This is a genomic window from Burkholderia sp. CpTa8-5 (assembly GCF_017815045.1).
GTDB classification, from domain to species: domain Bacteria; phylum Pseudomonadota; class Gammaproteobacteria; order Burkholderiales; family Burkholderiaceae; genus Burkholderia; species Burkholderia sola.
This window is the reverse complement of sequence record NZ_JAGIQD010000002.1, coordinates 206812-228782: the sequence shown is the minus strand read 5'-3', so window position 1 is coordinate 228782 and position 21971 is coordinate 206812. Positions and strand designations below refer to the sequence as shown.

Genomic DNA, 21971 nt, shown 5'->3' with positions numbered 1-21971 from the left:
ACCGGGAACGGACGCTTCGACCTGCGAACGAGATCGAAGCACCCCGTACTGCTCTCAATCACCCAGCAGCTTCAATCCGGCCGGCAGCGTTTCGCCGAACACGCGCACCGTATCGGCTTCGTCGAACGCGATCGCTTCACGGACCATGTCGATCCACGCCGCCGACACGTTGGCGGCCGACAGGCGCTTGATGACGGCCTCGCGCGTGTCGTCCGGCAAATCGCGCGAGCGGTCGCCCGTCATCCGCGCGATCTGTGCGGCCGCGAACGCAGCCGGTTCGACCTGCTTCCAGTCGAGCGCGAACAGCGCATCGAGCCAGCCGTTGACGATTTCCGCCGGCACGACGCTATGCGCGCTGCCATAGAACGGCCGCCTTGCACCGATCCGCCCGAGCGCCCACGCGCACAACGCGCGATCGGCCGGCTTCTGCAATTGCGCGATCAGGCGCTCGGCCAGCTCGACCTTGCGCGCGACGGGCAGCCGTTCGAGCGACGCGGACAATCGCGTCATGTCGGCCGGCCCGACCTTGGCCGGATCGAACGGCAACTTGCGCCGCTTGTCGTCGGACGGCTCGAGGAACGCGATCGCGTCGCGCACCTGCGTCTGCGCATCGTCGTCGAGGCCGCCGGCCACGCGCCGCCACAGCGTCCACCACTCGGACCACACCTGTGCATCGGTCACATACTGAATGCCGTCGTCGAAGAGCGGCCACAGCTGCTCGATGCGCCATGCGTCGAGCGGATGGCCGAAACCCGGACGCAGGCAATACCCGGCGAGATTCAGCCACGCGCGCTCGTGATCGGCCGAGCGCCGCCGCCGCCGCACCCGCGCGAGCAATGCGTCGAACAGTTCGCGCGCGAGCGTGACATCCCAGTCTTCGCGCGCGCCGAGCACCTGTTCGAGTTGCGCGCGCAACCGACGCGTGTCCTTCGGCGTGACGCCCGCGGCCTTGCTGCCGAACGAACGCTCGATCAGCTCGAGCGCCTGGTCGAGCCGCGGATGCCGCGCGAGCGCCGCATCGTCGCCTTGCACCGGCGCATCGCCGCGCAACTGGAATTCGAGCCGCCAGCGGCGCGCCGCGTCGCCCGTCGCGATGCAATGCATTTCGAGCGTGCCGACCTCGGTCAGCGACGCGGTGAGCTTCACCGGCGTTTCGCGCGCGTCGCCGCCCGCCTTCGCATCGACGACCGTCGCGATCGGCGGCAGCCGCACGAAATCGCCGCCGTCGAGATCGACGAGATCGCCGGGTTGATACTTCGTGTCGGCCACCGTCGACACGAGGTGGAAACGCACCGGCTGCCCGAGCTGCAGCGCGAACGTGCGATCGTCGAGGCGGATCTCGCGGCCCTCTTCCGCGCCGCGCGGCAGCAGGCAGACGCCGCGGGCGGCTGCGTCGCCTTCGCCGTCGTCGAGCACGAGGAAATAGCTGCGCGCGGAGCCGCCGCCGATGCGCGGCGCATGCCCGGCGCGCGCAAGCCCGTAGGCCACCGCGCCGCGCGCGACGGCCACATCGGGATGCGCGTTGTGCAGCACGTCGAGCGGTGCGCCGCGCCACGCACCGAGCGTCTGCGCGAGACGGCCGGCAAGCGCGCCCGCGCGGAACACGCCGCCGTTGAGCAGCAGCGTGTCCGGCAGCGGGCCTTCCGCATGACGGTTCAGGAACGCGGCGACGTGGCGCGTGACGGCCGCGTCGCTCGCATACGGCAAGCCGAATTCGACGATCGCCGCGCGCGCACGGCGCGGCAATTCGCCGGCCTCGACCTGCGGAAAGAACCCGTCGACGACGATCTGCTCGACTTCCTGCCGCGTCAGCTCCGCCGAACGCGCACCGCCGACGAGCTTGCTGCCCGCGCCGAGCAGCGTGACGGTGACGGACGCCGGCGCGTCGTCACCGAGCAGCCGCTCCTTCGCCGCGCGGCAGCGCTCGACGAGTTGCGACAGGCTCGCGGCCGACAGCCGCGTACCGGGCTCGGTCAGCCGCGACTCGACCAGGCGCGCGAGCGCGAGGTCCATGTTGTCGCCGCCAAGCATCAGATGATTGCCGACGCCGACGCGCGTGAAGGTGGGTTGGCCGTCGTCGCCCGGCGCGACGTCGACGAGCGTGAGGTCGGTCGTGCCGCCGCCGACGTCGCAGATCAGCACGCGCCGCGGCGCGGCGAACGTCTCGCGCAACGTGTCGCGCTGGCCGTACAGCCAGTCGTAGAACGCGGCCTGCGGTTCTTCGAGCAAGCGCAGCGCCGGCAGCTTCGCGCGCCGCGCGGCCTCGACGGTCAACGCACGCGCGCCGTCGTCGAACGACGCGGGCACCGTCAGGATCACGTCCTGCTGCGCGAGCGGCTCATCGGGAAAACGCGCGTTCCACGCGTCGCGCACATGCGCGAGATAGCTCGCGCTCGCATCGACCGGCGACACCTTGTCGACGCCATCGGCCGCGCCCCACGGCAGGATCGCCGCGAGCCGGTCGACCGCGGCGTGCGACAGCCAGCTCTTCGCGCTCGACACGAGCCGGCCCGGCACCTGCGCGCCGAGCGTGCGCGCGTAGCGGCCGATCACGGCCGGCGGCGCATCGGCCGCATTCGCGCTGGCCTTCGGATCAGCCTTCGAATTGGCCGCCCACGGCAGCCGCAGCGCGTCCGGCGGCAGCTCGCCCGCCGCCGGGTGATAGCGCACCGACGGCAGCAGCGGCTGCGCGGCCACCGCGCCCGGGCCGACCAGCTGCTCGACGTCGAACACGCGGATCGCGTCGGAACCGGCCTCGACGTACGCGACGACCGTATTGCTCGTGCCGAGGTCGATGCCGACCGTATAACGCTTCATCGCGCTCAGGCGGCGCCGCGCACGTCGAACTCGACCTTCCAGCGCTCGTTCGTGCCGCTCGGGATCGCCTCGAGTTCGAGCGTGCCGGCTTCGGTCACGCGCGCATGCAGCTTCACCGGCACGACTTCGCCGACCGTACGCCCTTCGGCGGGCAGCGTCGCCTGGATTTCCTCCAGCTCCTGCAGCTCTTCCGCCGACCAGTAGTCGAGCAGCGTGCCGACCTGATCCTGGCGGCGCACCGACGAACCGAAGAAGCGGAACTGCACCGGTTCGCCGACGACGAGACCGAATTCCTGCGGCGGCAGTGCCGCGTCCGAGCCTTCCTCCATCCCGAACGGCGCGACGCACAGCGCCTGCACCGGCGGCTCGAGCCCCGGCACCGCGGGCATCGCCGATTCGATCGCGACGTAGTACGCACGCGCCGTGCCGCCGCGAATGCGCACGCCCCGGCCGCGCTTCACGTAGCCGTAGTACGCCGCGCCGCGCGCGACCGCGAGATCGAGATCGGCGCCTTCGAGCAGGCGCGCGGGCGGCGCGCCTTCGGCGGCGAGCCAGCCGTTGAGCGTATCGAGCACGCGCTGCGTGAGCAGCGTCGACTTGAACACGCCGCCGTTGAACAGCACGGCGGTCGGATGCAGGAACGTCGCGCCTTGCGGCAGCGTGCGCTGCACGCCTTCGAGCGTGTCGAGCGCCGCGACCTGGCGGCCGAGGAACGCCGCGAGATGGCGGGTGATGCCGGCGTCCTGCGCATACGGCAGGCCGAGCTGCGTCAGGCCGACACGCGCGCGGCTCACCGGGCGCGCGGCCGCATCGACCTGCGGGAAGAAACCTTCGAGGATCGTCTGCGTCAGTTCCGCGCGCGTGAGCTCGGTGCGGATCGAGCCGCCGATCAGCTTCGAGCCGCGGCTCGGCACGACGAGCGGCACCGCGTCGGTGGTCGGATCGGACAGCAGCGTTTCCTTGGCCGCGCGGCACGCGTAGGTCAGCGCGCGCAGTTGCCACGGATCGGCCTGCGTGCCCTGCTGCGCGAGCTTGCGTGCGACCACGTGCGCGAGCGCGAGATCCATGTTGTCGCCGCCGAGCAGGATGTGCTCGCCGACGGCCACGCGATGCAGTTCGAGATTGCCGTCGCGCTCGACCACCGCGATCAGCGACAGATCGGTCGTGCCGCCGCCGACGTCGACGCACAGGATCAGGTCGCCGACCTGCACCTGCTTGCGCCAGCCACCTTCGCTTTTCTGGATCCAGCTGTAGAGCGCCGCTTGCGGCTCTTCGAGCAGCGTCATCCGCGTGTAGCCGGCGGCGCGCGCGGCCTCGGCCGTCAGTTCGCGCGCGGCCGGGTCGAACGACGCGGGGATCGTGACCGTCACGTCCTGGTCGGCGAACGGCGCGTCGGGATGCGCGTGGTCCCACGCTTCGCGCAGGTGCGTGAGATAGCGGATCGAGCTTTCCAGCGGCGACACGCGCGCCACTTCCGGCGGCGCATCGCTCGGCAGGATCGCCGCGCGGCGATCGACGCCCGGGTGGCACAGCCAGCTTTTCGCACTCGACACGAGGCGGATCGGCGTGCCGGCGCCGCGCGTGCGCGCCATCTCGCCGACCGCGAACGCGCGCGAATCCGTCCACGGCAGCGTCAGGTCGCCCTGCGTCAGTTCGCTTTCATGCGGCAGGTAGAGGAACGACGGCAGCAGGTCGCGCGATTCCAGCGCGCCCGGTGCGGTCAGCTGCGCGATCGGCAGCACCTGCTGCACGATCTTTTCGCCGTCGCTCGTGCTGCTGTCGACGTACGACAGCGCGCAGTGGGTCGTCCCGAGGTCGATACCGATCGAATAGCGCGGATCGCTCACAGTTCCACCTCCGCCGGTGCGATGACCGATGCGTCGTGGCTGCCCGTCAGCTTCGGCAGGCGCACGTCGGAAACACGCCAGCCGCGATGGCTGACGGTGCCCGTGAACGGCGCGGAGCCGACCACGTTGCCGGTCACGCGCACGGCCGTCGCGTCGAAGCCGGCCGGCAGCGTCACGCGGCTGCCTTCCGCTTCGTCGCGCACCGGCACGATCGTGAAGTGCTCGCGCAGCGCCGCGCGACAGCCGTCGTGCACGAGGCGTGCGGCCGCGCCGATGTCGGCGTCCGCGTAGCCGGCGATGTCTTCCTCGACGAAATCGATGAAGCGCGCATCGCGCTGCAGCAGGCCGAGCAGTTGCAGCGCGGCCTGCGGGCTCGCTTCGCGCAGCTCGGGGGCCGGCGCCTTCACCGGCGCGGGTGCGACGGGCGCGGCAGCGGGGGCCGGCGTCGGGACCGGCGCGACCGGCGCCGGGGCGCCCTCGCGCACGCGCAGCACGCCGGCCGCGAACTCGCGGTTGCCGAGCACGGAGAAGAACGTGCCGACGGCCAGCGACAGCCGGCCGAAAAAGGACAGGTTGGATTCGGGCATGGGGTCTGGACTCCTGTGGGCTCGCAGCAGGGCGAGCGTTTCTTGCCTGGGCGCCCGGCGGCGGCGTGCGGCATGCGCACTGCCGCCGCCGGGCGCGTGATTCGAACGCGCCCTCGCGGGTGCGGAAAACCCGTATTTTGCCCTGTGGCGGGCGAACCGGGCAGAAGTCGGGGGACAGAACATGGCGGCGCGGCGGTTTCGGCCGCGCCTGCGCGTGCGTGACGCGCGTACGGCGGCCGTGCTGCGCTGCGTCAGCGCGGCTTGCGCAGCCGCGCCGCCTTCGCTTCGAAATCGCGCGACAGCATGCCGAGCGTGACTTCGCCGAAGCGCGCGAGCAGCGACGCTTCAGCCTCCTTCAGCGCCGCCGACAGATGCGCGTTGACCGCTTGTTCGACCAGGCATTCGGGCGCGTCCTCGGACACCAGGTCGGAAAACAGCGGCGGCTCGCCCACCGCGCGATAGACGTCGAGCAGCGTGATGTCGTCGAGCGCGACGCTCAGCGCCCAGCCGCCGCCGTGCCCCTTCTCCGACTGCACGTAGCCGCAATCGCGCAACCCGCCGAGCAGGCGCCGCACGACGACCGGATTCGTGCCCAGCATCGTCGCGATCGTCTCCGACGTCAGCGGGCCGTCGGCCTGGTCCATGTGGATCAGCGCATGCAGCACGCGCGACAAACGGCTGTCGGTTCTCACGGGCGGGACTCCCCTCTCTCGAAACTTCTGAAGTTGCATGAATGATACCATCGCCCTATCATGCAACTTCTCGTGTTTCATGAGTTGGCCGCCAGCGAAGCACGTCTATCCGTCACGCAGATTCAGAAAGGAGTGGATGCATGGATACCCATCATGAAGTGATCGTGATCGGCGGCAGCTTTGCCGGGCTGTCGGCCGCGATGCAACTGGCGCGCGCACGCCGCCGCGTGCTCGTGATCGACGCCGGCCGGCCGCGCAACCGCTTTGCCGAGCATGCGCACGGCTTCTTCGGGCAGGACGGCAAGCCGCCCGCGCGGATCGTCGCCGAAGCGAGCGCGCAGCTTGCCGCGTATCCGACCGTGCAGCGCATCGACGGCGAAGTACGTGCGGCCGAACGCGACGCGGATGAACGCTTTCACGTGACGCTCGCCGACGGCAGCCGCGCGAGCGCCGACCGGCTGATTCTCGCGACCGGCATCCGCGACGAACTGCCCGCGCTGCCGGGGCTCGCCGAACGCTGGGGCATCAGCGTGCTGCATTGTCCGTACTGTCATGGATACGAAGTGAGCGGCCAGCGGCTCGGCGTGCTCGCCACGCATCCGCTGTCGGTCCATCAGGCGATCCTGATTCCGGACTGGGGCCCGACGACGTGGTTCACGCAGCGCGTGGTCGAAGCGAACGAGGAGGAAGCCGCGTTGCTCGCCGCGCGCGGCGTGCGCATCGAACGCTCGCCGGTCGTCGAGATCGTCGGCGACGCGCCGCGTATCGACGCGCTGCGGCTCGCCGACGGGCAGGTCGTGCCGATCGACGCGTTGTTCGTCGCCGCGCGCACCGACATGGCGAGCGACCTCGCGCAGCAGCTCGGCTGCGCGTTCGACGAAGGGCCGCTCGGCACCGCGATTCGCGTCGATGCGTGGAAGCGGACGAGCGTCGCAGGCGTGTATGCGGCCGGCGATGCGTCGAGCCTGATGACCAATGCGACGTTCGCATCGGCATCGGGCGTGGCGGCCGGCGTGGGCGTACATCGATCGCTGATTTTCGGGCTGGACGCGTAGGCGGGTGGACAGCGGGGGCGTCACGGTCGTCGATGTATCAGGCGAAGGAAGCGGGCGCCTTCCGGCCATCCTCACCGCAGCCACCCCGCGCCACGTCGATAGCTTCGCCGCGCGATCTGCGGTTTAATGCTCGATACCCTATGCATTAAGAGTCATGAAATGCTCGACCTCGACGACCTTCGACTCGTCCGCGCGATCGGCACGTCGCGCTCGCTGGCCGCGGCGGCCCGGCTGCTCGACCTCACGCCGCCCGCGGTCACGATTCGGCTGCAACGGATGGAGGCGCGCCTGAACGCGAGGCTCGCCGTGCGGCAGCCGAAAGGGATTGCGCTGACCGACGAAGGGCAGCGGCTGTACCAGGAAGCCGTCGGCATTCTCGAGCGCGTGGAGGCGCTGCCAGTCAGCATCGCGGGCGACCACGGCGACGTGCAGGGCACGCTGCGCGTCGTCGCCCCGCTCGGCTTCGGCCGCAAGTACGTCGCGCGGATCGTGCGCGACGTGCAGCGCGCGCATCCGAAGCTCGAAATCTCGCTCCATCTGTCGGAAAGCCCGTTGACCAGCGCATCGGGCGCCGACGTGGTCGTCCACGTCGGCGGCCTCAAGTCGTCTTCGTGGATCGGCTATCCGCTCGCGCCCAACGAGCGCTTCCTGTGCGCGAGCCCCGCGTATGCGCGCCGCCTCAAAGACCTGAACCATCCATCCGACCTGACGCGCTACGACTGCCTGTGCCTGCGCGAGAACGACGAAGACATCCCGCGCTGGCGCTTCTCGCCCGGCCGCGGCGTCAAGGGCGAATCGCGGCGGGCGACCGTCATCCGCGTGACCGGCGCGCTGTCGTCCAACGACGGCACCGTCATCACCGAATGGGCGCTGGCCGGGCTCGGCATCGTCGAACGCTCGGAGTGGGACGTCGCGCAGTTGCTCGCGAACGGCAAGCTCGTGCGGCTGCTGCCCGGCTGGAGCCTGCCGCCCGCGCCGGTGACGGCGCTGTTGCCGTCGCGGACCGGCCGCTCCGCGCGGCAGCGGGTGTTTCTCGACGCCGCGCGGCAGTTTCTCGATCCGCCGCCGTGGCGCGGCAAAGCGTGAGCCGGGGCCGCGCTCCGCGAGAGTCGGCCAATTAAACTTCCCTTAATGGCAGATTAGTTCCGCATTAAACACGCCGTGAGCCGACTGCCCTACAGTGTCCGCATCGGCAACCCCGCAATCGGACGCATCGTGGACCTTCACACCCTCAACACCCCGGCCGCCTTGATCGACGTCGGCCGCATGCAGCGCAACATCGCGCGCATGCAGACGCATCTGGACGCACTCGGCGTGCGGTTCCGGCCGCACGTCAAGACCACCAAATGCCGGCACGTCGTCGACGCGCAGATCGCGGCGGGCGCGCAGGGCATCACGGTATCGACGCTCAAGGAAGCCGAGCAGTTCTTCGCGGACGGCATCCGCGACATCGTCTACGCGGTCGGCATGGTGCCCGCGAAGCTCGGCCAGGCGCTTGCGCTGCGTCGGCAAGGCTGCGACCTGAAGATCGTCGCCGACAGCCTGCCGGCCGCCCATGCGATCGCCGCGTTCGGGCGCGAGCACGGCGAACGTTTCGACGTATGGATCGAGGTCGACGTCGACGGCCACCGCTCGGGCATCCCGCCCGACGCCGATTTGCTGATCGATGTCGGCCGCGCGCTGACCGACGGCGGCATGCTGCTCGGCGGCGTGATGGCTCACGCGGGCTCCAGCTACGAATACGACACGCACGCAGCACTCGTCGCGATCGCCGAGCAGGAACGCAGCCGCACCGTGCGGGCCGCGGAGCGCCTGCGGGCCGCCGGGTTGCCGTGCCCGGTCGTGAGCATCGGGTCGACGCCCACCGCGCTGGCGGCGGAACGGCTCGACGGCGTGACCGAAGTGCGCGCCGGCGTGTACGTGATGTTCGACCTCGTGATGCACAACATCGGCGTGTGCGAGCCGTCCGACATCGCGCTGTCAGTGTTGACCACCGTCATCGGCCATCAGGAAGAGAAAGGCTGGGCGATCGTCGACGCGGGCTGGATGGCGATGAGCCGCGACCGCGGCACGCAGCGCCAGGCGCACGATTTCGGCTACGGGCAGGTCTGCACCGAAGCGGGCGACGTGCTCGGCGGCTACCTGCTGAGCGGCGCCAATCAGGAACACGGGATCGTGTCGCGAACCGGTACGCCGGATACGGGCATCGCGCAGCGGTTTCCGATCGGCACGCGGCTGCGCATCCTGCCGAATCATGCGTGCGCGACCGGCGCGCAGCATCCCGAATACCAGGCCGTCGGCGACGACGGCGCCGCGCAGACGTGGCCGCGCTTCTATGGGTGGTGAGCATCAGTCCCCGCCGCGTCATCCGCGCATTGACTATTTGTCCAAATCTGGACAAACTTTAAATACCCTGAATTCGTCTCGTGCCGACCAGGCACCCCCGACCATGCCGACCGACGCCCGCCTCCTTCTCCTCGACCGCGATGCCGTCGAGCCCGCCCTGCAAGCCGGGCAAGTGATGGCGGCCGTCCGCGAAGCCTTCGTGCTGCACAGTCAAAGGGCCGGACGCGTATTTCCGGTCGTGCGCGAGAAACTGCACACAGGCGGCGTGTTCGGCATCAAGTCGGGCGACGTCGCCGATCAGGACTTGCTCGGCTTCAAGGCGGCCGGGTTCTGGCCCGGCAATCGGGCGCGCGGCGGCGAGCCGCATCAGGCCACCGTCGCGTTGTTCGATCCGGCGACCGGCCGGCCGCTGTGCATCATGGACGGCAACGCGATCACCACCGCGCGAACCGGCGCCGCGGGCGGCCTCGGGCTGCAACAGCTCGCGCGTCGCGACAGCACGCGGCTCTGCGTGTTCGGCACCGGCGTGCAGGCGCGCGTGCAGCTCGACTACGCGCTCGCGCTGCTGCCGCAGCGATGCACGGTGCAGTACGTGACCGTCAACGGCGAGCCGGATCCGGCGTTCGAAGCGCACTTCGTCGAACGGTGCACGATCGGCGTGGCGCGCGACCGGAACGATGCGGTCGCCCATAGCGACGTGGTGATCACGGCCACGCCCGGCGGCGGCGCGTTGTTCGACGCGGATGCGGTTCAGCCGGGCACCCACCTGACCTGCGTGGGCGCCGATACCGCGGGCAAGCGCGAACTGCCGGCCGGCGTGCTGGAACGCGCGCGCATCGTCGTCGACGATCACGATCAGGCGCGCACCATCGGCGAGTGCCAGTGGGCGCCGGATTTGCCGCGCACGGAAATCGGTGACATCCTCGCGGGTGCGGCATCGGTCGATCGTGCCGCGCACGAGATCACCGTCTTCGACATGACGGGGCTTGCGCTGCAGGACCTGACCGTCGCGCGCTTCCTCTATCGACACGCGCTCGACAACGGCACCGGAACCGCCGTTCCGTGGCCCTGGTAAACGACTTCCCGCTTTCGACCGCCATGCGTCTCGCCCAAGTTTCCGCGCTCTCGTTCGACCTCGACGACACCCTGTGGCCGTTCGGGCCGTCCGTCGTACGGGCCGAGGCGACGCTTCGCGCATGGTTGATCGAGCACGCGCCGAATACCGAGCGCGTGCTGCCGACGCAACAGGCGCTCGGTGCGTTGCGTGAGGAATACGAACGTTTGCGCCCGGAGCTCGCCGGTGACTTTCGCGCGATGCGAATCGGGTCGATCCGGCTGGCGCTGGAACGCGCGAACGAAGATGTCTCGCTGACCGATCGTGCGTACGACGTGTTCTACGCGGCACGCAACCGCGTCGAATTCTACGAAGACGCGCTGCCGGCGCTCGCGTGGTTGAGCGAGCGCTTTCCGTTGATCGCGGTCACCAACGGCAATGCGGATCTCCGGCTAACCGGCGGCGGCGAATTCTTTCGCACGACGCTCAGTGCGCGTGAGTTCGGCTTCGCGAAGCCGGAACCCGAGATCTTCCATGCGGCGGCGGACGCGCTCGACGTACGGCCGGGCGAATTGCTGCATGTGGGTGACGACTTCCACCTCGATGTCGTCGGCGCGTTGAATGCGGGGCTGCAGGCGGCGTGGGTCGTACGCGAGCCGGTTTCTGCAGGAGAATACGCGCCGGGGTACGCCGCGGCGCCGCATCTCAGGCTGCGCGACCTGTCGATGCTTTGTCGCGTGCTCGGCGGGCCGGACGACGTGTCGTAGACGTCTGTACGACGGTTGGATACATTCAATCGGATCGTTCGCAGATCATATCCTTCGCCCCGCAGGGGCGCTGGCCTTTACTCCTGCGCATCCGCTTCCGACTCCGCGTCGATGGCCGCTAACAAGGAGCCCGCTTTCAACCCCTGCGCCGCCTTGTCATCCACATACTCCGGCTCCCGCATCCGTCCATCTCCGCGCGCCGGATGCGTCGCCGCATGGATGTGCTTCAGCTTCTCCAACGACACCATCGTATAAATCTGCGTCGTCGACAGCGACACGTGCCCTAACATTGCCTGGATGAACCGCGTATCCGCTCCGTTATCCAGCATGTGCGTGGCCATCGCGTGACGCAGCAGGTGGCACGACCCGACCTTCTTGATCCCCGCCGACGCCATCAGCCGCTTCACAATGTGCGCCAGGTACGACGCATCCAGCGGTTCACCGAAGTCCGTCACCCATAACGCTTGGTGACCGCCTGTCGTCAGTTCCTCGCGTGCCTCGCGCATGTACACGTCCAGCCACTGCAACGCGCGCTTGCCGATCGGCACCATCCGGTCCCGCCATCCCTTGCCCTCGCGAACCAGCACCAGACGTCGTGCGTAATCGATGCCCCACGTCCGCAAGCCCGCCATCGCTGCCGCAACTCGATGCGGTCGTGCGCATCGCGCAAGTGCTGCAAACCAGCGTGGACTCCCTCGTCGGACTCGAGCCGCCCATCGAGCCGCGTATTCATAACCCGCGGCTGCATGCACTGTACGAACAGATGAATTTGCTTTCGGACGAGGATCAGCAAGCGCTGATCGTCCTGAGGGACAGCCTTGTCAAACGCTCGCAGATGTCGAAGCTCATGGCGAGGTAACACCGCTGTAAAAGAGCGCCGGCCGCATGGGCGCCAACCCATACGGCCCGCTGACCACCACCAACTCACGCCAGGAGTTGATCATGGCTGACGCCAATCTTGAAGCACGTCCACCCGTCACGGAACGTTTCATCACCATGCAGCGCAAGCGCGACATCGGTCGTTACGGGATGAGGGCCATCTATGATGAGAGCTGCGAGCCGCTGCACCTCTGGCTCAAGATCGCCGGCCGCTGGTTGATCCACGATGCAGGCTTCCACGCCGGCCAGAAGCTCCGCGTTCACGTCGAACACGGCAAGCTCACCATTACCGCCGCGCAAATCACCCCCGATTGCGGCTAACCACACTAACTACAAGGGCCGCAACTGCGGCCCTTGGTGCTTAACGCCTCACTCGAAAGCTCACATCGCTTCCCATGATTTGCAAATCGTCAATTTCAAGTCGGTTCTCTTGCGGAAGTGGACCAACCAAATAAAAGCCAAGTTCGGTGATTTCTCGCTCCAACCGATCTATCTCTACAAAGAGCTGATTGTTTGCAGCTTGCTCAAATTCCATGAAGAGTTGTTCATACGAGCAGAAATGCGGACCAGGGGCAAAGTTTCCGAGCATGAGTATCCCATCGGCAGAAGTCACCGTGACCTCTCCTGCTAAATCTCCACTGCAATCGTTCAAATAGAACTTCATCATCGTGGGCACCCTGTGGTTTTCCCAAGTGCTTCGGACAACCCCTTGAGGTTCTCATCGCTGAAGCCGTCTGCGCCACCAGGATGAATGATTCGAGCATGATTTGGAAACTTATTAGTCCGGTCCTCAATAACATCGAACCCGGCTCCTCGGATCGCATCTGCCGTACCCGATGCAACAGTTTCTGTTGCCTTCTGCAAACCCGTAGCCTTCGGAAAAGCATCCCTCATCTGTTGAGCTGCAGCGCAGGGACAACAACCATGTAGGACGGATATCCCAGGAGGATTGAGCTTCTTTTCTGGCTCTTTCAAGCGGAGGTTATCAATCGAGTTACCCCCAATCCGATTGACCTTCGTGGCCCCAGGAAGAGGCTTACCAGTCAGCCCAAGCGGATCGATCCACGTGATGGGATTCGGCGCGTATTGGTAGACGTTGATCCCGCCTGCAAGCCCGATCGGATCCTTGGAGGTGAACCGTCCGCTACTCGGATCATAGTACCGATACCGGTTGTAATGCAGCCCCGTCTATACGTCACGCTCCTGCTGATTGCAAAATAGCGACGAACTACGGCTTTGGTGCAAAAGTAACCCTCGTCATAGTCGCATCGCAACCCTGTTCGTTTGGCGACACTCCTGCAGCAGTGGGGCTGTGAGGAATTTCCGCAAGGGTGTGGGGCGCAAACGTCGAACCAGATCGTACTCATACCGCTACCCCGCCATCAACGATTCTTTGTGCCGCCGCCTCAATATTCCTTCGGGAAACGCTCTCGACAACCACGATGTTAGGCATATAGAAAAATCCGTCGTCACGAACGCCATCGGTTGCATCTTGAGCGAATCTAACTGCATCGTAAAAATTCAGCGTGATATCACCCTCCTCAGAGGTTACGAGAACGCCTTCCAAAAATCCTTTTTCTTCATGTTCAAATTCTGCAAGCTCGTCATACCAGCCAGGATACGTGATTTTTATTTTCCGCACACTTCACCCCTCACTTTATTCCAACCTTCTCCAGAGCACCGCCGCCCCATTGAATTAATTTCACGAACTCAGGAGCAACCTCAGGCGGACGAGGACCACCGACACATGTTCATTCTCTTACAGGCGACCCGAAATCAATCTCACTAAATCATTAAAAATTCCGCCGAGATTTTCCTTTAAGAACTCAGCATTACCACTTAATTTAAAAATATCTCCAACAACAACTCTCCCATCCTGATGTGTTAAGTCGGCAGTCAGCTCGTACATCCCCTCCACACCATTTAGATCAAGTGTTAAATCTATCTCACTTGGATAGAAACTCACATACGCCGTGCCGCCTAGCACGTTTTGATAGAAGCCAGAACTTGATGATTCGAGCATCACTCTCTCACCAACTTCGGCCTCCACTGCCTTAACGTACCTCGCCAAATAAGCACAAATATCGCTTGGCATCACTTCTTCCCCCTTCCAGTGACCGATCCCAATATACCTTCCGTCAGAGGGTGTGTTGATCCATTCCCTCTGGATTTAGCCCAATCAGTCAACTTGGAATCGGCGGAATCGTTTATGGGTCTAATTGTTACGTGACCGTTTGGCTTGTCATGCGTCGCTTGTAAACCACACGAGCAAAGCTTTTGCACGTCTAACGCAACGTATTTTCCGCTATCCAGTCCGGCCTCTGACGTCGCCGCCGATAGACCCGGCTCTTTCCCGTCAATGCGAGTCGTGTCTTTCCCCAGTCTTGGAGTCAGACTATCAGGTGTTCCAGACGCATTTCTGAAAACGGTTCCGCTTGTTAGAACTTTCGGCTCGAAGTCAGAGAGCCCAAGCGGATCGATCCAGCTTATCGGGTTCGGCGCGTACTGGAACGCATTCAGTCCACCGTTGAGTCCGATCGGGTCTTTCGATATGAACCGTCCGCTACTCGGATCATAGTACCGATACCGGTTGTAATGCAGCCCCGTCTCTTCATCATGGTACTGCCCCTGGAACCGAACCGCGTTCCCCACCTCGTTGCGCTCCGGCACCTCCCCCCACACCGTCTTCTCGCCGCCCCACGCCCGATACCGCCCCAGCCACACCACCTTCCCTGACTCATCCAGCAGTTCCTGCGGTGTCCCCAGGTGGTCGTTCTGGTAGAACAGCGTCGCATGCCGCGTCTTCGCCGGCACCTGCACGAACCTTCCATCCGTGCCCGTCGCCACGAACGCCGCCTCCACCAGCGTCTCGTCCAGCCGCGCCAGCGGCACGAACGTCCCCGGTTCGTGCAGGTATAGCGACGCCCCCTGCCACCGGTGCCGCTCAATGAACGTATGGACCCGCTGCGCCACCGGCACAGAGTACGGATCGGCCGGATCCTCCCGTACCACCGGCGTCGAGCGATCCCTCACCCGCTCGCCGCGTTCCCCCGGCTCGAGCGGTGCGAGATGGAACCGCTCCTCCATCAGCAGCACGTCGCCGTCCCACGTGAACACCGTCCGATCGATGCGGCCGTCCCTGCTCGTCACCTCTTTCAACTGCCGTCGGCCGAACGCATCATAGGCAAAGTGCACGCCCAATTCCGGCCGCACCGTGCCCGGGGTCGACGTCACGCCGTGTTGCGGCCGCTCGATCCGGTCGATCTCGTTCGCCGCCGGCCGCCTCGCATAGCGTTCGGCCTGCGTGAGCCGGTTCGCCGCGTCGTATTCGTACAGCCAAGTCACGCCACCCGGCTCCGTCTTGCGCACCAGATTGCCGTGCGCGTCGTGCTCGTAGCGCGTGCGGTTCAGTTCCTTCAGCACGTTGCCGATGCACTTCGGCAATGACCGCTCCCAGCCGGTCAGCGCGTCGACCGCGTCGGCAATCCGCAAGCGCCGCGCGAGTTGTTCGTCGGGCAACCGTTCGCCCGGATGGGCGTCCCACCACGCACGATCCTGCGCCATTTGCCGCTGCATCCGCGCCGTGGCCGACTCGATCGTTTCGTCGCTCGGGCGCGGCGGGATCTTGTCCGGATCCACCGGGTTGCCCGCCGGATCGAATGCGAACACCTCCTTCAGGTCCCGTGTCGTCGCCTTCAGCAGACGCCCGGTCGGGTCGTACGCATACTCCGTGACGCCGCGCGTGCGATCCTCGATACGCGTCAATTGGCCCGCCGCGTCGTACTGCAACCGGCGCGTGGCCATCCAGTCCGCCAGCCGCGCACTCCCGTCACGCCGCACGGCCATGCGCTGCAATCGACCTGCCGGATCGTATTCCCGAACCTGCTCGAAGCTGCGATACCGGCGCACGATCTCACGATGCAGTTTGTCGCGCTCGAAGTCCACCAGCGGCCGGCCGTCCAGCAACACGCCGTGCAAATGGCCCGAACCGTAGCGCAGCCAGTCGATCGTGCGCGTGTTCGGCAGTTGCGTGCGGATCCGGTTGCCGAGCACGTCGTATTCGTGACGCGTCACCGTCGTGTAGGAACCGTCGCTGTCCGGGTAGATCGTCTGCTCTTCGGCGATCAGGTTATCGGCATCGTCGTAGTGCAGGTGCACACGGCTGTGATATCCCTGCGCGGTCGTCAGCCGGCCGCGGGCGTCGTAATGGAAGAGCTCGGTCACCCGGCCCCGGCCACCCGGCCCCTTCGTCTCCCGCCGCGTCAGCCGGCCGAGCGGGTCGCGCGCGTAGGTCGTCTCGACGTCCCCGGCCTGCGAACCGATCAGTTGCCCGGCATCGTCCCATTGGTAGCGGGTCGTGCTGCCGTCGAAGTCCGTCTGCTCGACGATGCGCCCCAGCCGGTCGTAGCCGAACCGCGTCCGGTCCCGGTTCTCGTTGGTCAGCGTGTCGAGCCGCCATTGCCGGTCGTATCCGTATGCCAGTTCCCGGCCTGCGGCGTCCTTGCGCCAGGTCGGCTGCCCACGTGCATTGAACGTGTACTCGGTGACGTGGCCCGCGCCGTCGCGATACGTGCGCAGGTTGCCTTCTCCGTCCCACGTGAAGCGTTCCTCGGCGCCGTCCGGATGCACGACGCTGACGACCTGCCCTCGCGCGTCGCAGCGATAAAGCGTGTCGTGGCCCGCGGCATCGGTGACCCGCGACGGATGACCGCGCTCGTCGTAGCCGTAGCGTGTCGCGTGGCCGGAGCAGTCGGCCGCCTCCGCGAGCCGTCCACCGTGGTCATAACGGAAGCGTTTTACGCCGCCTTTCGGATCGGTCACCGACAGCAATTCGCTGCGTACACCCCACACGTAGCGGGTCGTGCGGCCTGCCGCGTCCGTCACGGAGACCGGCCGGCCAAGCGCGTCGTAGGCCGTTTGGGTGACACGGCCATCCGGCCCGGTGACCTGGACCGGCAAACCGCCCGCGTCGTATTCGGTACGCGTGACATTGCCGAGTGCGTCGATCTCGGCCGTCAGCCGGCCGTGCGCGTCGTACTCGAAACGCTGCGTGTGACCCAGCGCGTTGCGCATGCCGACCAGACGGTGCTGGTCGTCCCATTCGTACGATTCGGTCGAGCCGTCAGGATGCTCGACCAGCACGATCCGGTTGTGGAAATCGTAGCGGTGAATCGTCGCATGACCGTCCGCATCGGTCACCTTTGTGTACCAGTGTTCGCGGTGGTACTCGAAGTGCATGTCGTCCTGGACATGCTGGCCGTCGTTGCCGTACCACGTCCGCACGCATCGTGCGTCGGCCGGCGCGGGCACGCCTTCGCGTCGGCCCGGCCAGTCCCATGCGAGGTTCGCGGGGTGTCCGTTGAAATCCGTATAACGCGTGAGCAGGTGTTGCTCGTACGTGTACGTACGCCGGAAACCGAGCATGTCGACGTGGCCGATCAGGTCGCCGTCGGCGCTGTACGTGTAGCGCGCGAGGGCTTCGTTGGCGAGCCCCGTAACGCCTGCACGGTAGATCGCCGAGACGCGGCCGTCGACGTACTCGATGCGGATCGCGTTCGCCGCACCATCGCTGATCGTAACGAGTTCGCCGGCGGCGTTGTACGTGAAGCCGAGACCGAGGCCGTCGCGGTTGATGCGGGAAACGAGGCGGTAACGGGCCGACGCAATGCGGCCGCTCAGTTCGTATTCCTCTCGACTACCGTCCGGATAGGTCAAATGGATTCGGCGGCCATCCGGGCGTGCAATCGTGAACTGCTCGGCCGGCACCTCGACAGACTCCCCGAATCCGACCGGCGGCAACGGCACCGCGCGGCTGTCCGGATCGAAGAACGTCAGCGTACCGTCCCGCTCCTCCAGCGACAGGTGATACGCACTGCTCCAGCGCGCGCCCAGCGGGCTCGCATCGTAGGCCGCAAGGCTCGACCGATAGCGTCGCGCCCACACGATCGGCACGACACCGTCGAGCACGAAGTCGGTCTGCGCGAGGTGCTCGTCGCCCATTGCGTAATTGACGGGCTTCGCGCTCGCCGTCTTCGGACAGCCGCACCCGTCCTTCGGCGGCAGCGGGCTGGGTGTCGCGCCCTTCTGCGTCGAATCGCGGTGCTCGCCCGGCTTGCGGTGCGGCGCGCGCATCGTACCCGGCGTGGCCTGCGCGACGTGCGACGGCATCCCGCGCGCCTTGCGCGCCTTGATCTCCGCGGTGATCTGCGCGGCCATGAACAGCAAACCGCCCGCTTCGTCCACGCTGCCGAACGCGCGGTCGAGCATCGGCCCGGTGTCGCGGTCGAACGCGTCGAGCCAGGCGACGATCGCATCGCGCTGACCCGACACCTTGAGCAACTGGTCGATGCCGATGAGCGCGATCTCCTCCGTCGACGGCACCCACGACAGGAAGCCCGGGTTCTTCTTGATGCGCCCCATCTGCTCGGCCGCCGAAACAGGATCGAGCACGAAGCGGCGCACCGTGCGCGACGCTTCGCGCACGCCCGCGACGATGTCTTTCTTCCACGCGCCGAGGTGCGTATCGAACTCGGCCATGAATGCGAGCACGTCGCCGCCGGCCGTCGCCCAGAACAGGTCGACGAGCATCGCCGCGCCCGCGCCCTTTGCAAATGCGAGCAACACTTCCTTGACGATCGCGCGCGCTGGCCGCGTCGCATTGCCAGCGGCCGGCACCACGCCGATCGCATCGATCGCGAGAATGCCCCAGTTGAGTACCTTCTTCGTGCCGTCCGGCTCGCTGCAGATCCGATAGATGTCGACACCGACGTCGTACAGCGACATCGCATTGCCGACGAACGGCACCATGTACAGGCACTGCACGAAGATCTCGAGGCCGGGGTTACCGACCGATTCGACGTCGGTCGCGATCAGCTTCGGCGAGGTGTCCGGTGCGGGCACCGGACTGACGATCACGCGCCGTGCTTCGGCATTCTGAAGAATCGCATTGGGTATCGGGCGCTGCGGGGTCGAGGGTGCGGTGGTTCCGGCCATAAGTTGTTATCTGTTTCGAATAGGAAGCGAACACCGCGCGCGATCAGCGCGACACGGTGGTTTTGACGAGACCGGGGGCGGCGCCGGGCATCGAAGCCGCCGCGTGATTGCTTGTGGAATTCGCGACTGGCTTGCCGACAGCGTCGAGCGAGGCCCGGGCAAGCGCAGCGGCATCGCCGTTCGCGACGTTCGCCGCCCCGCCCGATGCGGCTTCCCTGACGAGCGCGGCCGCCCCGAGCGCTTGCCCGGCCGACTCCGCTATGGGAATCGCGGCCGTCATCGACGCCCCGACGAGACTCGGCACCGTGTGGCCGGCATCCCCGCTCGCCGGCGAAAATGGTGGCGTCCCTTGCGGATCGCCCCACTTGCGCGTGGTGTCCTGAAGATCGTGGTCTTCCTCGAAATACTGGACCGAGCCACCGCCGCGCGGCATATCCGCCACCGTGCCCCGGCCGTCGGCATCGAGCCTGCCCTCGCGCCACGAACCGTCCGGGAACGTCACGCGATACTTTGCGTTCCTGACCGGCTCGCCATTCGGATACGCATGCCAGAGTTGCATGCCGGTTTGTTCCTGTGCCGGCATCAGCGGCAACGCCTGCCGACGGGTCGCGGACGGCCCGGCACTCACCGGCCCCCGCAATCGGATCTCGCCCGCACTGCCGATCTCCACTGTCCCGCCTTCGAGCTTGATATAGGCGCCGCCGCACATCAGCACCAGCGCCTTCTGCGCATTCAGCGTCACCGCATCCGACGTGCTCGCGATCGTCACACCCTTCAGCGCCGTCAGTTCGAGCGCATCCGCTTGCGCCTGAACGTCGACCTTGCCCGCGCCCGCGTACAGCTTCATTCCGTGCGCATTCGCATACAGCGACACCGCATTGCCCGCTGCAACCGTATAGTTGCCGCCGATCGCCGCATCGGCGTTGCCGCCCGTCGTCGTGAAAAGATGTCCGTCAGCCGCCAATTGCATGTGTTCTCCGCTGGTCACGGCGACCCCGTGCGGTGCGGATGCGAGCAGCACGGCAGCTTCGAGATCACGAACCTGCGCTTCGAGCAACGCCTGCTGCGCTTCGCAGGCCGCCATCGTCGCTCGCGCCTTCTCGACCGCATCGCCCAGACTGCGCATGCGGGATCGCGCCGCGTCGAGTTGCCGCCGCGCGACCGCCATGTGGAAAGCGTGCCCGCCCGCACTCGACTGCGCGTCGGCCGACAGGAACAGTCCCTTGCCGGCGCGCAGCACGCCGCGCTCGTCGGTCCGGACCTCGAACCCTTCACCGCGCGTCTGCTGCCGGCTGTCGACGAAATGCCCGAGGTTGACCTGCGTCTTTCCACCGTAATCCGTCGACAGCTTGATGCTTTCGCGCCCCTTCCGATCCTCGAAGCGAAGCTTGTTGTTCGCTCGCGTGCGAATCACGTTGCGCGTGTTGAAGCCATCCCGGCTCGTGACCAGATCGACGGCCTGACTGTAATGGTGCGCATGCGCGATATACGGCCGGTTCGGGTTGCCGCCGGCAAATGCGACCGCGACTTCGGTATCGGCCAGCAACGGAAAGTGAAATCCCGTCTGATGGCTGCCTGCGAAGGGCTTGGCGAGGCGCAGCGGCACGCACTCACCGCCGGCCGGCCATGTGTCGAAGTCGAAATCGAAGCGCACGGTGTAATAGCCGTCGCTCGTCAGGTGCGCATACGGCGAAGCGCCCGGTGTCGTGACCCGTGCCGACAACGTGCCGGCAATCGCAGGCCAGCGGCGCTCGTCGAGTTTCAGCCGAAACGGCCGGCCGCACGGAATCGCATCGAACGTGTTGATATACGACGCATCCCGGCCGCCCGCATGGCGCACCGACACGATGACGATCCCGTGCGGCGCGTCGGCCGGTTGCTCGTCGAGCTTCGCGACAAGCCCCGGCGCGAAGTCGACGACCGAACTCTTGCCCGAATACGTGACCTGCCATGCAAGCGCCGCCTCGCGGCGCAATTGCGCTTCACGCCGCGCTTCGTCGCCGTCGGCATGGTGAGTGCCATAGACGTAGCTCGCCCCCCAAGTCGTCGGATCTTCGCGCGCGATGGTCGCCTCGGCGTTGAATCGGTCGTCAGCCTTCTCGGGGTTGTAATCGGCGACCTTGATCGAACGAGGAATCGTTTCGCTTAACGATTCGAGCGAAAGCACGGCCTCGTGACCACTTTCCAGGCCGCTTGCTTCGCGGTACGGAATGACGACTTGCGGACGATACGAATAGGCATCGACATCATCGCCGAAATGCAGTTCGTCGCCATGCTGTCCCGCGCGGAAAAAACAGAATAATCCGGTTTGTTCCATCAGCAGGCGAATGTAATCCCAGTCGGACATCCGGTACTGCATGCGAAACGCAAGACGCGGATACGCGCGCCGCAGCTTGAACGAAAACTGGTGCGCGCGGAATTCGTGCCGCCTGAGGATCGATTCGACGATTTCGGGCACGGACTGTTGCTGATAAATGCGGGTCGCCTCCACGAGGCGCAAACGGGCGACGAACGGCTCGACGACGATCCTGTACGATACGAAATCGCGCGTCTTTCGGATCTGACCGAACGCGGTGATGCAGCCGGCGAATCGACGTATCGCGTCCGTCGCGACGTTCGTGCCGGGCGGCTCGATCGTAAAGATCGCGGGGCGATTGAGGTAATCGGCGCGTGCGAGCGAAACCGGGCTGGTCAGCGTCACCTCGATCCGATAGGGCTCGCCGAGTCGCTCGTCGAGCACGAACGACATGATCGACAGATCCGGCGCCACGGGTGCGCTGGGCACCTCGAGGAAATACGACTGACGACCGGTTATCCACTGCGCGACTGAGCGTTGCGTATCTCGTTCTCGGGCCATGCTTCCCTCTCAGCAACCGCGTTTTTCTCGGAAGCAGAAGGGATAAAGGATGGCCGGGTTCTCGTCCAGCGAATTGC

18 protein-coding genes are annotated in these 21971 nt (G+C 66.2%); 7 read left to right on the top strand and 11 right to left on the bottom strand.

Translation table 11 applies throughout. The annotated features are described in order from the left end of the window. Window positions 1-54: 54 nt before the first annotated feature. The 4 genes from J8I35_RS04445 to J8I35_RS04430 all read right to left on the bottom strand — a co-directional run bounded on the left by J8I35_RS04445 (window position 55) and on the right by J8I35_RS04430 (window position 5943). The gene (locus J8I35_RS04445) at window positions 55-2817 is read right to left on the bottom strand and encodes an Hsp70 family protein (RefSeq protein ID WP_209924604.1); all 2763 of its coding nucleotides are present in this window, start codon (window positions 2815-2817) and stop codon (window positions 55-57) included. A 5-nt stretch (window positions 2818-2822) separates the two neighbouring features. Next, a complete protein-coding gene (locus J8I35_RS04440; RefSeq protein WP_209924603.1) occupies window positions 2823-4664 on the bottom strand; it encodes an Hsp70 family protein in 1842 nt (613 codons plus the stop codon). Beyond that, the gene (locus J8I35_RS04435) at window positions 4661-5251 is read right to left on the bottom strand and encodes a DUF2760 domain-containing protein (RefSeq protein WP_209924602.1); all 591 of its coding nucleotides are present in this window, start codon (window positions 5249-5251) and stop codon (window positions 4661-4663) included. Before J8I35_RS04435 ends, J8I35_RS04440 begins: the two co-directional genes overlap by 4 nt. A 251-nt stretch (window positions 5252-5502) precedes the next feature. Next, a complete protein-coding gene (locus J8I35_RS04430) occupies window positions 5503-5943 on the bottom strand; it encodes an Rrf2 family transcriptional regulator (protein WP_209924601.1) in 441 nt (146 codons plus the stop codon). Between the two features lie 140 nt (window positions 5944-6083). Here J8I35_RS04430 and J8I35_RS04425 point away from each other — a divergent pair, with 140 nt between their 5' ends. From J8I35_RS04425 to J8I35_RS04405, 5 genes are all read left to right on the top strand, one after another. Next, window positions 6084-6998, top strand: coding sequence for an NAD(P)/FAD-dependent oxidoreductase (locus J8I35_RS04425; RefSeq protein ID WP_209924600.1), 915 nt, complete (start codon window positions 6084-6086; stop codon window positions 6996-6998). A gap of 126 nt (window positions 6999-7124) precedes the next feature. After that, window positions 7125-8084 (top strand): LysR substrate-binding domain-containing protein, encoded by a 960-nt coding sequence (locus J8I35_RS04420; protein ID WP_089489024.1) that lies wholly within the window; start codon window positions 7125-7127, stop codon window positions 8082-8084. 129 nt (window positions 8085-8213) lie between these two features. Next, the gene (locus J8I35_RS04415) at window positions 8214-9344 is read left to right on the top strand and encodes a DSD1 family PLP-dependent enzyme (RefSeq protein ID WP_050014357.1); all 1131 of its coding nucleotides are present in this window, start codon (window positions 8214-8216) and stop codon (window positions 9342-9344) included. 103 nt (window positions 9345-9447) lie between these two features. Continuing rightward, the gene (locus tag J8I35_RS04410) at window positions 9448-10419 is read left to right on the top strand and encodes an ornithine cyclodeaminase family protein (RefSeq protein ID WP_124594236.1); all 972 of its coding nucleotides are present in this window, start codon (window positions 9448-9450) and stop codon (window positions 10417-10419) included. A gap of 23 nt (window positions 10420-10442) precedes the next feature. Continuing rightward, a complete protein-coding gene (locus J8I35_RS04405; RefSeq protein ID WP_209924599.1) occupies window positions 10443-11165 on the top strand; it encodes an HAD-IA family hydrolase in 723 nt (240 codons plus the stop codon). A gap of 77 nt (window positions 11166-11242) precedes the next feature. Here J8I35_RS04405 and J8I35_RS04400 read toward each other — a convergent pair whose 3' ends face one another. Next, the gene (locus tag J8I35_RS04400) at window positions 11243-11797 is read right to left on the bottom strand and encodes a tyrosine-type recombinase/integrase (RefSeq protein WP_209924598.1); all 555 of its coding nucleotides are present in this window, start codon (window positions 11795-11797) and stop codon (window positions 11243-11245) included. A 23-nt stretch (window positions 11798-11820) separates the two neighbouring features. Here J8I35_RS04400 and J8I35_RS04395 point away from each other — a divergent pair, with 23 nt between their 5' ends. Both J8I35_RS04395 and J8I35_RS04390 read left to right on the top strand, forming a co-directional pair. Continuing rightward, window positions 11821-12024 carry a hypothetical protein gene (locus J8I35_RS04395; RefSeq protein WP_209924597.1) on the top strand — a complete coding sequence of 68 codons (204 nt, stop codon included), beginning with the start codon at window positions 11821-11823 and terminating at the stop codon, window positions 12022-12024. Window positions 12025-12107: 83 nt separating this feature from the next. Beyond that, window positions 12108-12365, top strand: coding sequence for a SymE family type I addiction module toxin (locus tag J8I35_RS04390; protein ID WP_176016466.1), 258 nt, complete (start codon window positions 12108-12110; stop codon window positions 12363-12365). A 40-nt stretch (window positions 12366-12405) separates the two neighbouring features. On the opposite strand, the gene J8I35_RS04385 is transcribed toward J8I35_RS04390, so the two are convergent. The 6 genes from J8I35_RS04385 to vgrG form a co-directional block, all read right to left on the bottom strand. Next, window positions 12406-12711, bottom strand: coding sequence for a hypothetical protein (locus J8I35_RS04385; RefSeq protein ID WP_176016465.1), 306 nt, complete (start codon window positions 12709-12711; stop codon window positions 12406-12408). Then, window positions 12708-13226: an RHS repeat-associated core domain-containing protein gene (locus J8I35_RS34525; protein WP_245170119.1), complete on the bottom strand. Its 519-nt coding sequence runs from the start codon at window positions 13224-13226 to the stop codon at window positions 12708-12710. The genes J8I35_RS04385 and J8I35_RS34525 overlap by 4 nt, the downstream gene beginning before the upstream one ends. 181 nt (window positions 13227-13407) lie before the next feature. After that, window positions 13408-13686: a hypothetical protein gene (locus J8I35_RS04375; protein WP_209924596.1), complete on the bottom strand. Its 279-nt coding sequence runs from the start codon at window positions 13684-13686 to the stop codon at window positions 13408-13410. Between the two features lie 117 nt (window positions 13687-13803). Continuing rightward, window positions 13804-14139 (bottom strand): hypothetical protein, encoded by a 336-nt coding sequence (locus J8I35_RS04370; protein ID WP_209924595.1) that lies wholly within the window; start codon window positions 14137-14139, stop codon window positions 13804-13806. Further along, window positions 14139-18959 carry an RHS repeat-associated core domain-containing protein gene (locus tag J8I35_RS04365; protein ID WP_348522250.1) on the bottom strand — a complete coding sequence of 1607 codons (4821 nt, stop codon included), beginning with the start codon at window positions 18957-18959 and terminating at the stop codon, window positions 14139-14141. Before J8I35_RS04365 ends, J8I35_RS04370 begins: the two co-directional genes overlap by 1 nt. Window positions 18960-19080: 121 nt before the next feature. Beyond that, window positions 19081-21894: a type VI secretion system Vgr family protein gene (gene vgrG / locus J8I35_RS04360; RefSeq protein WP_209924594.1), complete on the bottom strand. Its 2814-nt coding sequence runs from the start codon at window positions 21892-21894 to the stop codon at window positions 19081-19083. Window positions 21895-21971 lie beyond the last annotated feature (77 nt).

Excerpts from the sequence above, each read along its gene's own strand:
- J8I35_RS04445 (WP_209924604.1), bottom strand. The coding sequence starts at position 2,817 with ATGAAGCGTTATACGGTCGGCATCGACCTCGGCACGAGCAATACGGTC.
- J8I35_RS04435 (WP_209924602.1), bottom strand. The coding sequence starts at position 5,251 with ATGCCCGAATCCAACCTGTCCTTTTTCGGCCGGCTGTCGCTGGCCGTC.
- J8I35_RS04425 (WP_209924600.1), top strand. The coding sequence starts at position 6,084 with ATGGATACCCATCATGAAGTGATCGTGATCGGCGGCAGCTTTGCCGGG.
- J8I35_RS04420 (WP_089489024.1), top strand. The coding sequence starts at position 7,125 with ATGCTCGATACCCTATGCATTAAGAGTCATGAAATGCTCGACCTCGAC.
- J8I35_RS04410 (WP_124594236.1), top strand. The coding sequence starts at position 9,448 with ATGCCGACCGACGCCCGCCTCCTTCTCCTCGACCGCGATGCCGTCGAG.
- J8I35_RS04405 (WP_209924599.1), top strand. The coding sequence starts at position 10,443 with ATGCGTCTCGCCCAAGTTTCCGCGCTCTCGTTCGACCTCGACGACACC.
- J8I35_RS04400 (WP_209924598.1), bottom strand. The coding sequence starts at position 11,797 with ATGGCGGGCTTGCGGACGTGGGGCATCGATTACGCACGACGTCTGGTG.
- J8I35_RS04390 (WP_176016466.1), top strand. The coding sequence starts at position 12,108 with ATGGCTGACGCCAATCTTGAAGCACGTCCACCCGTCACGGAACGTTTC.
- J8I35_RS04385 (WP_176016465.1), bottom strand. The coding sequence starts at position 12,711 with ATGATGAAGTTCTATTTGAACGATTGCAGTGGAGATTTAGCAGGAGAG.
- J8I35_RS04370 (WP_209924595.1), bottom strand. The coding sequence starts at position 14,139 with ATGCCAAGCGATATTTGTGCTTATTTGGCGAGGTACGTTAAGGCAGTG.
- vgrG (WP_209924594.1), bottom strand. The coding sequence starts at position 21,894 with ATGGCCCGAGAACGAGATACGCAACGCTCAGTCGCGCAGTGGATAACC.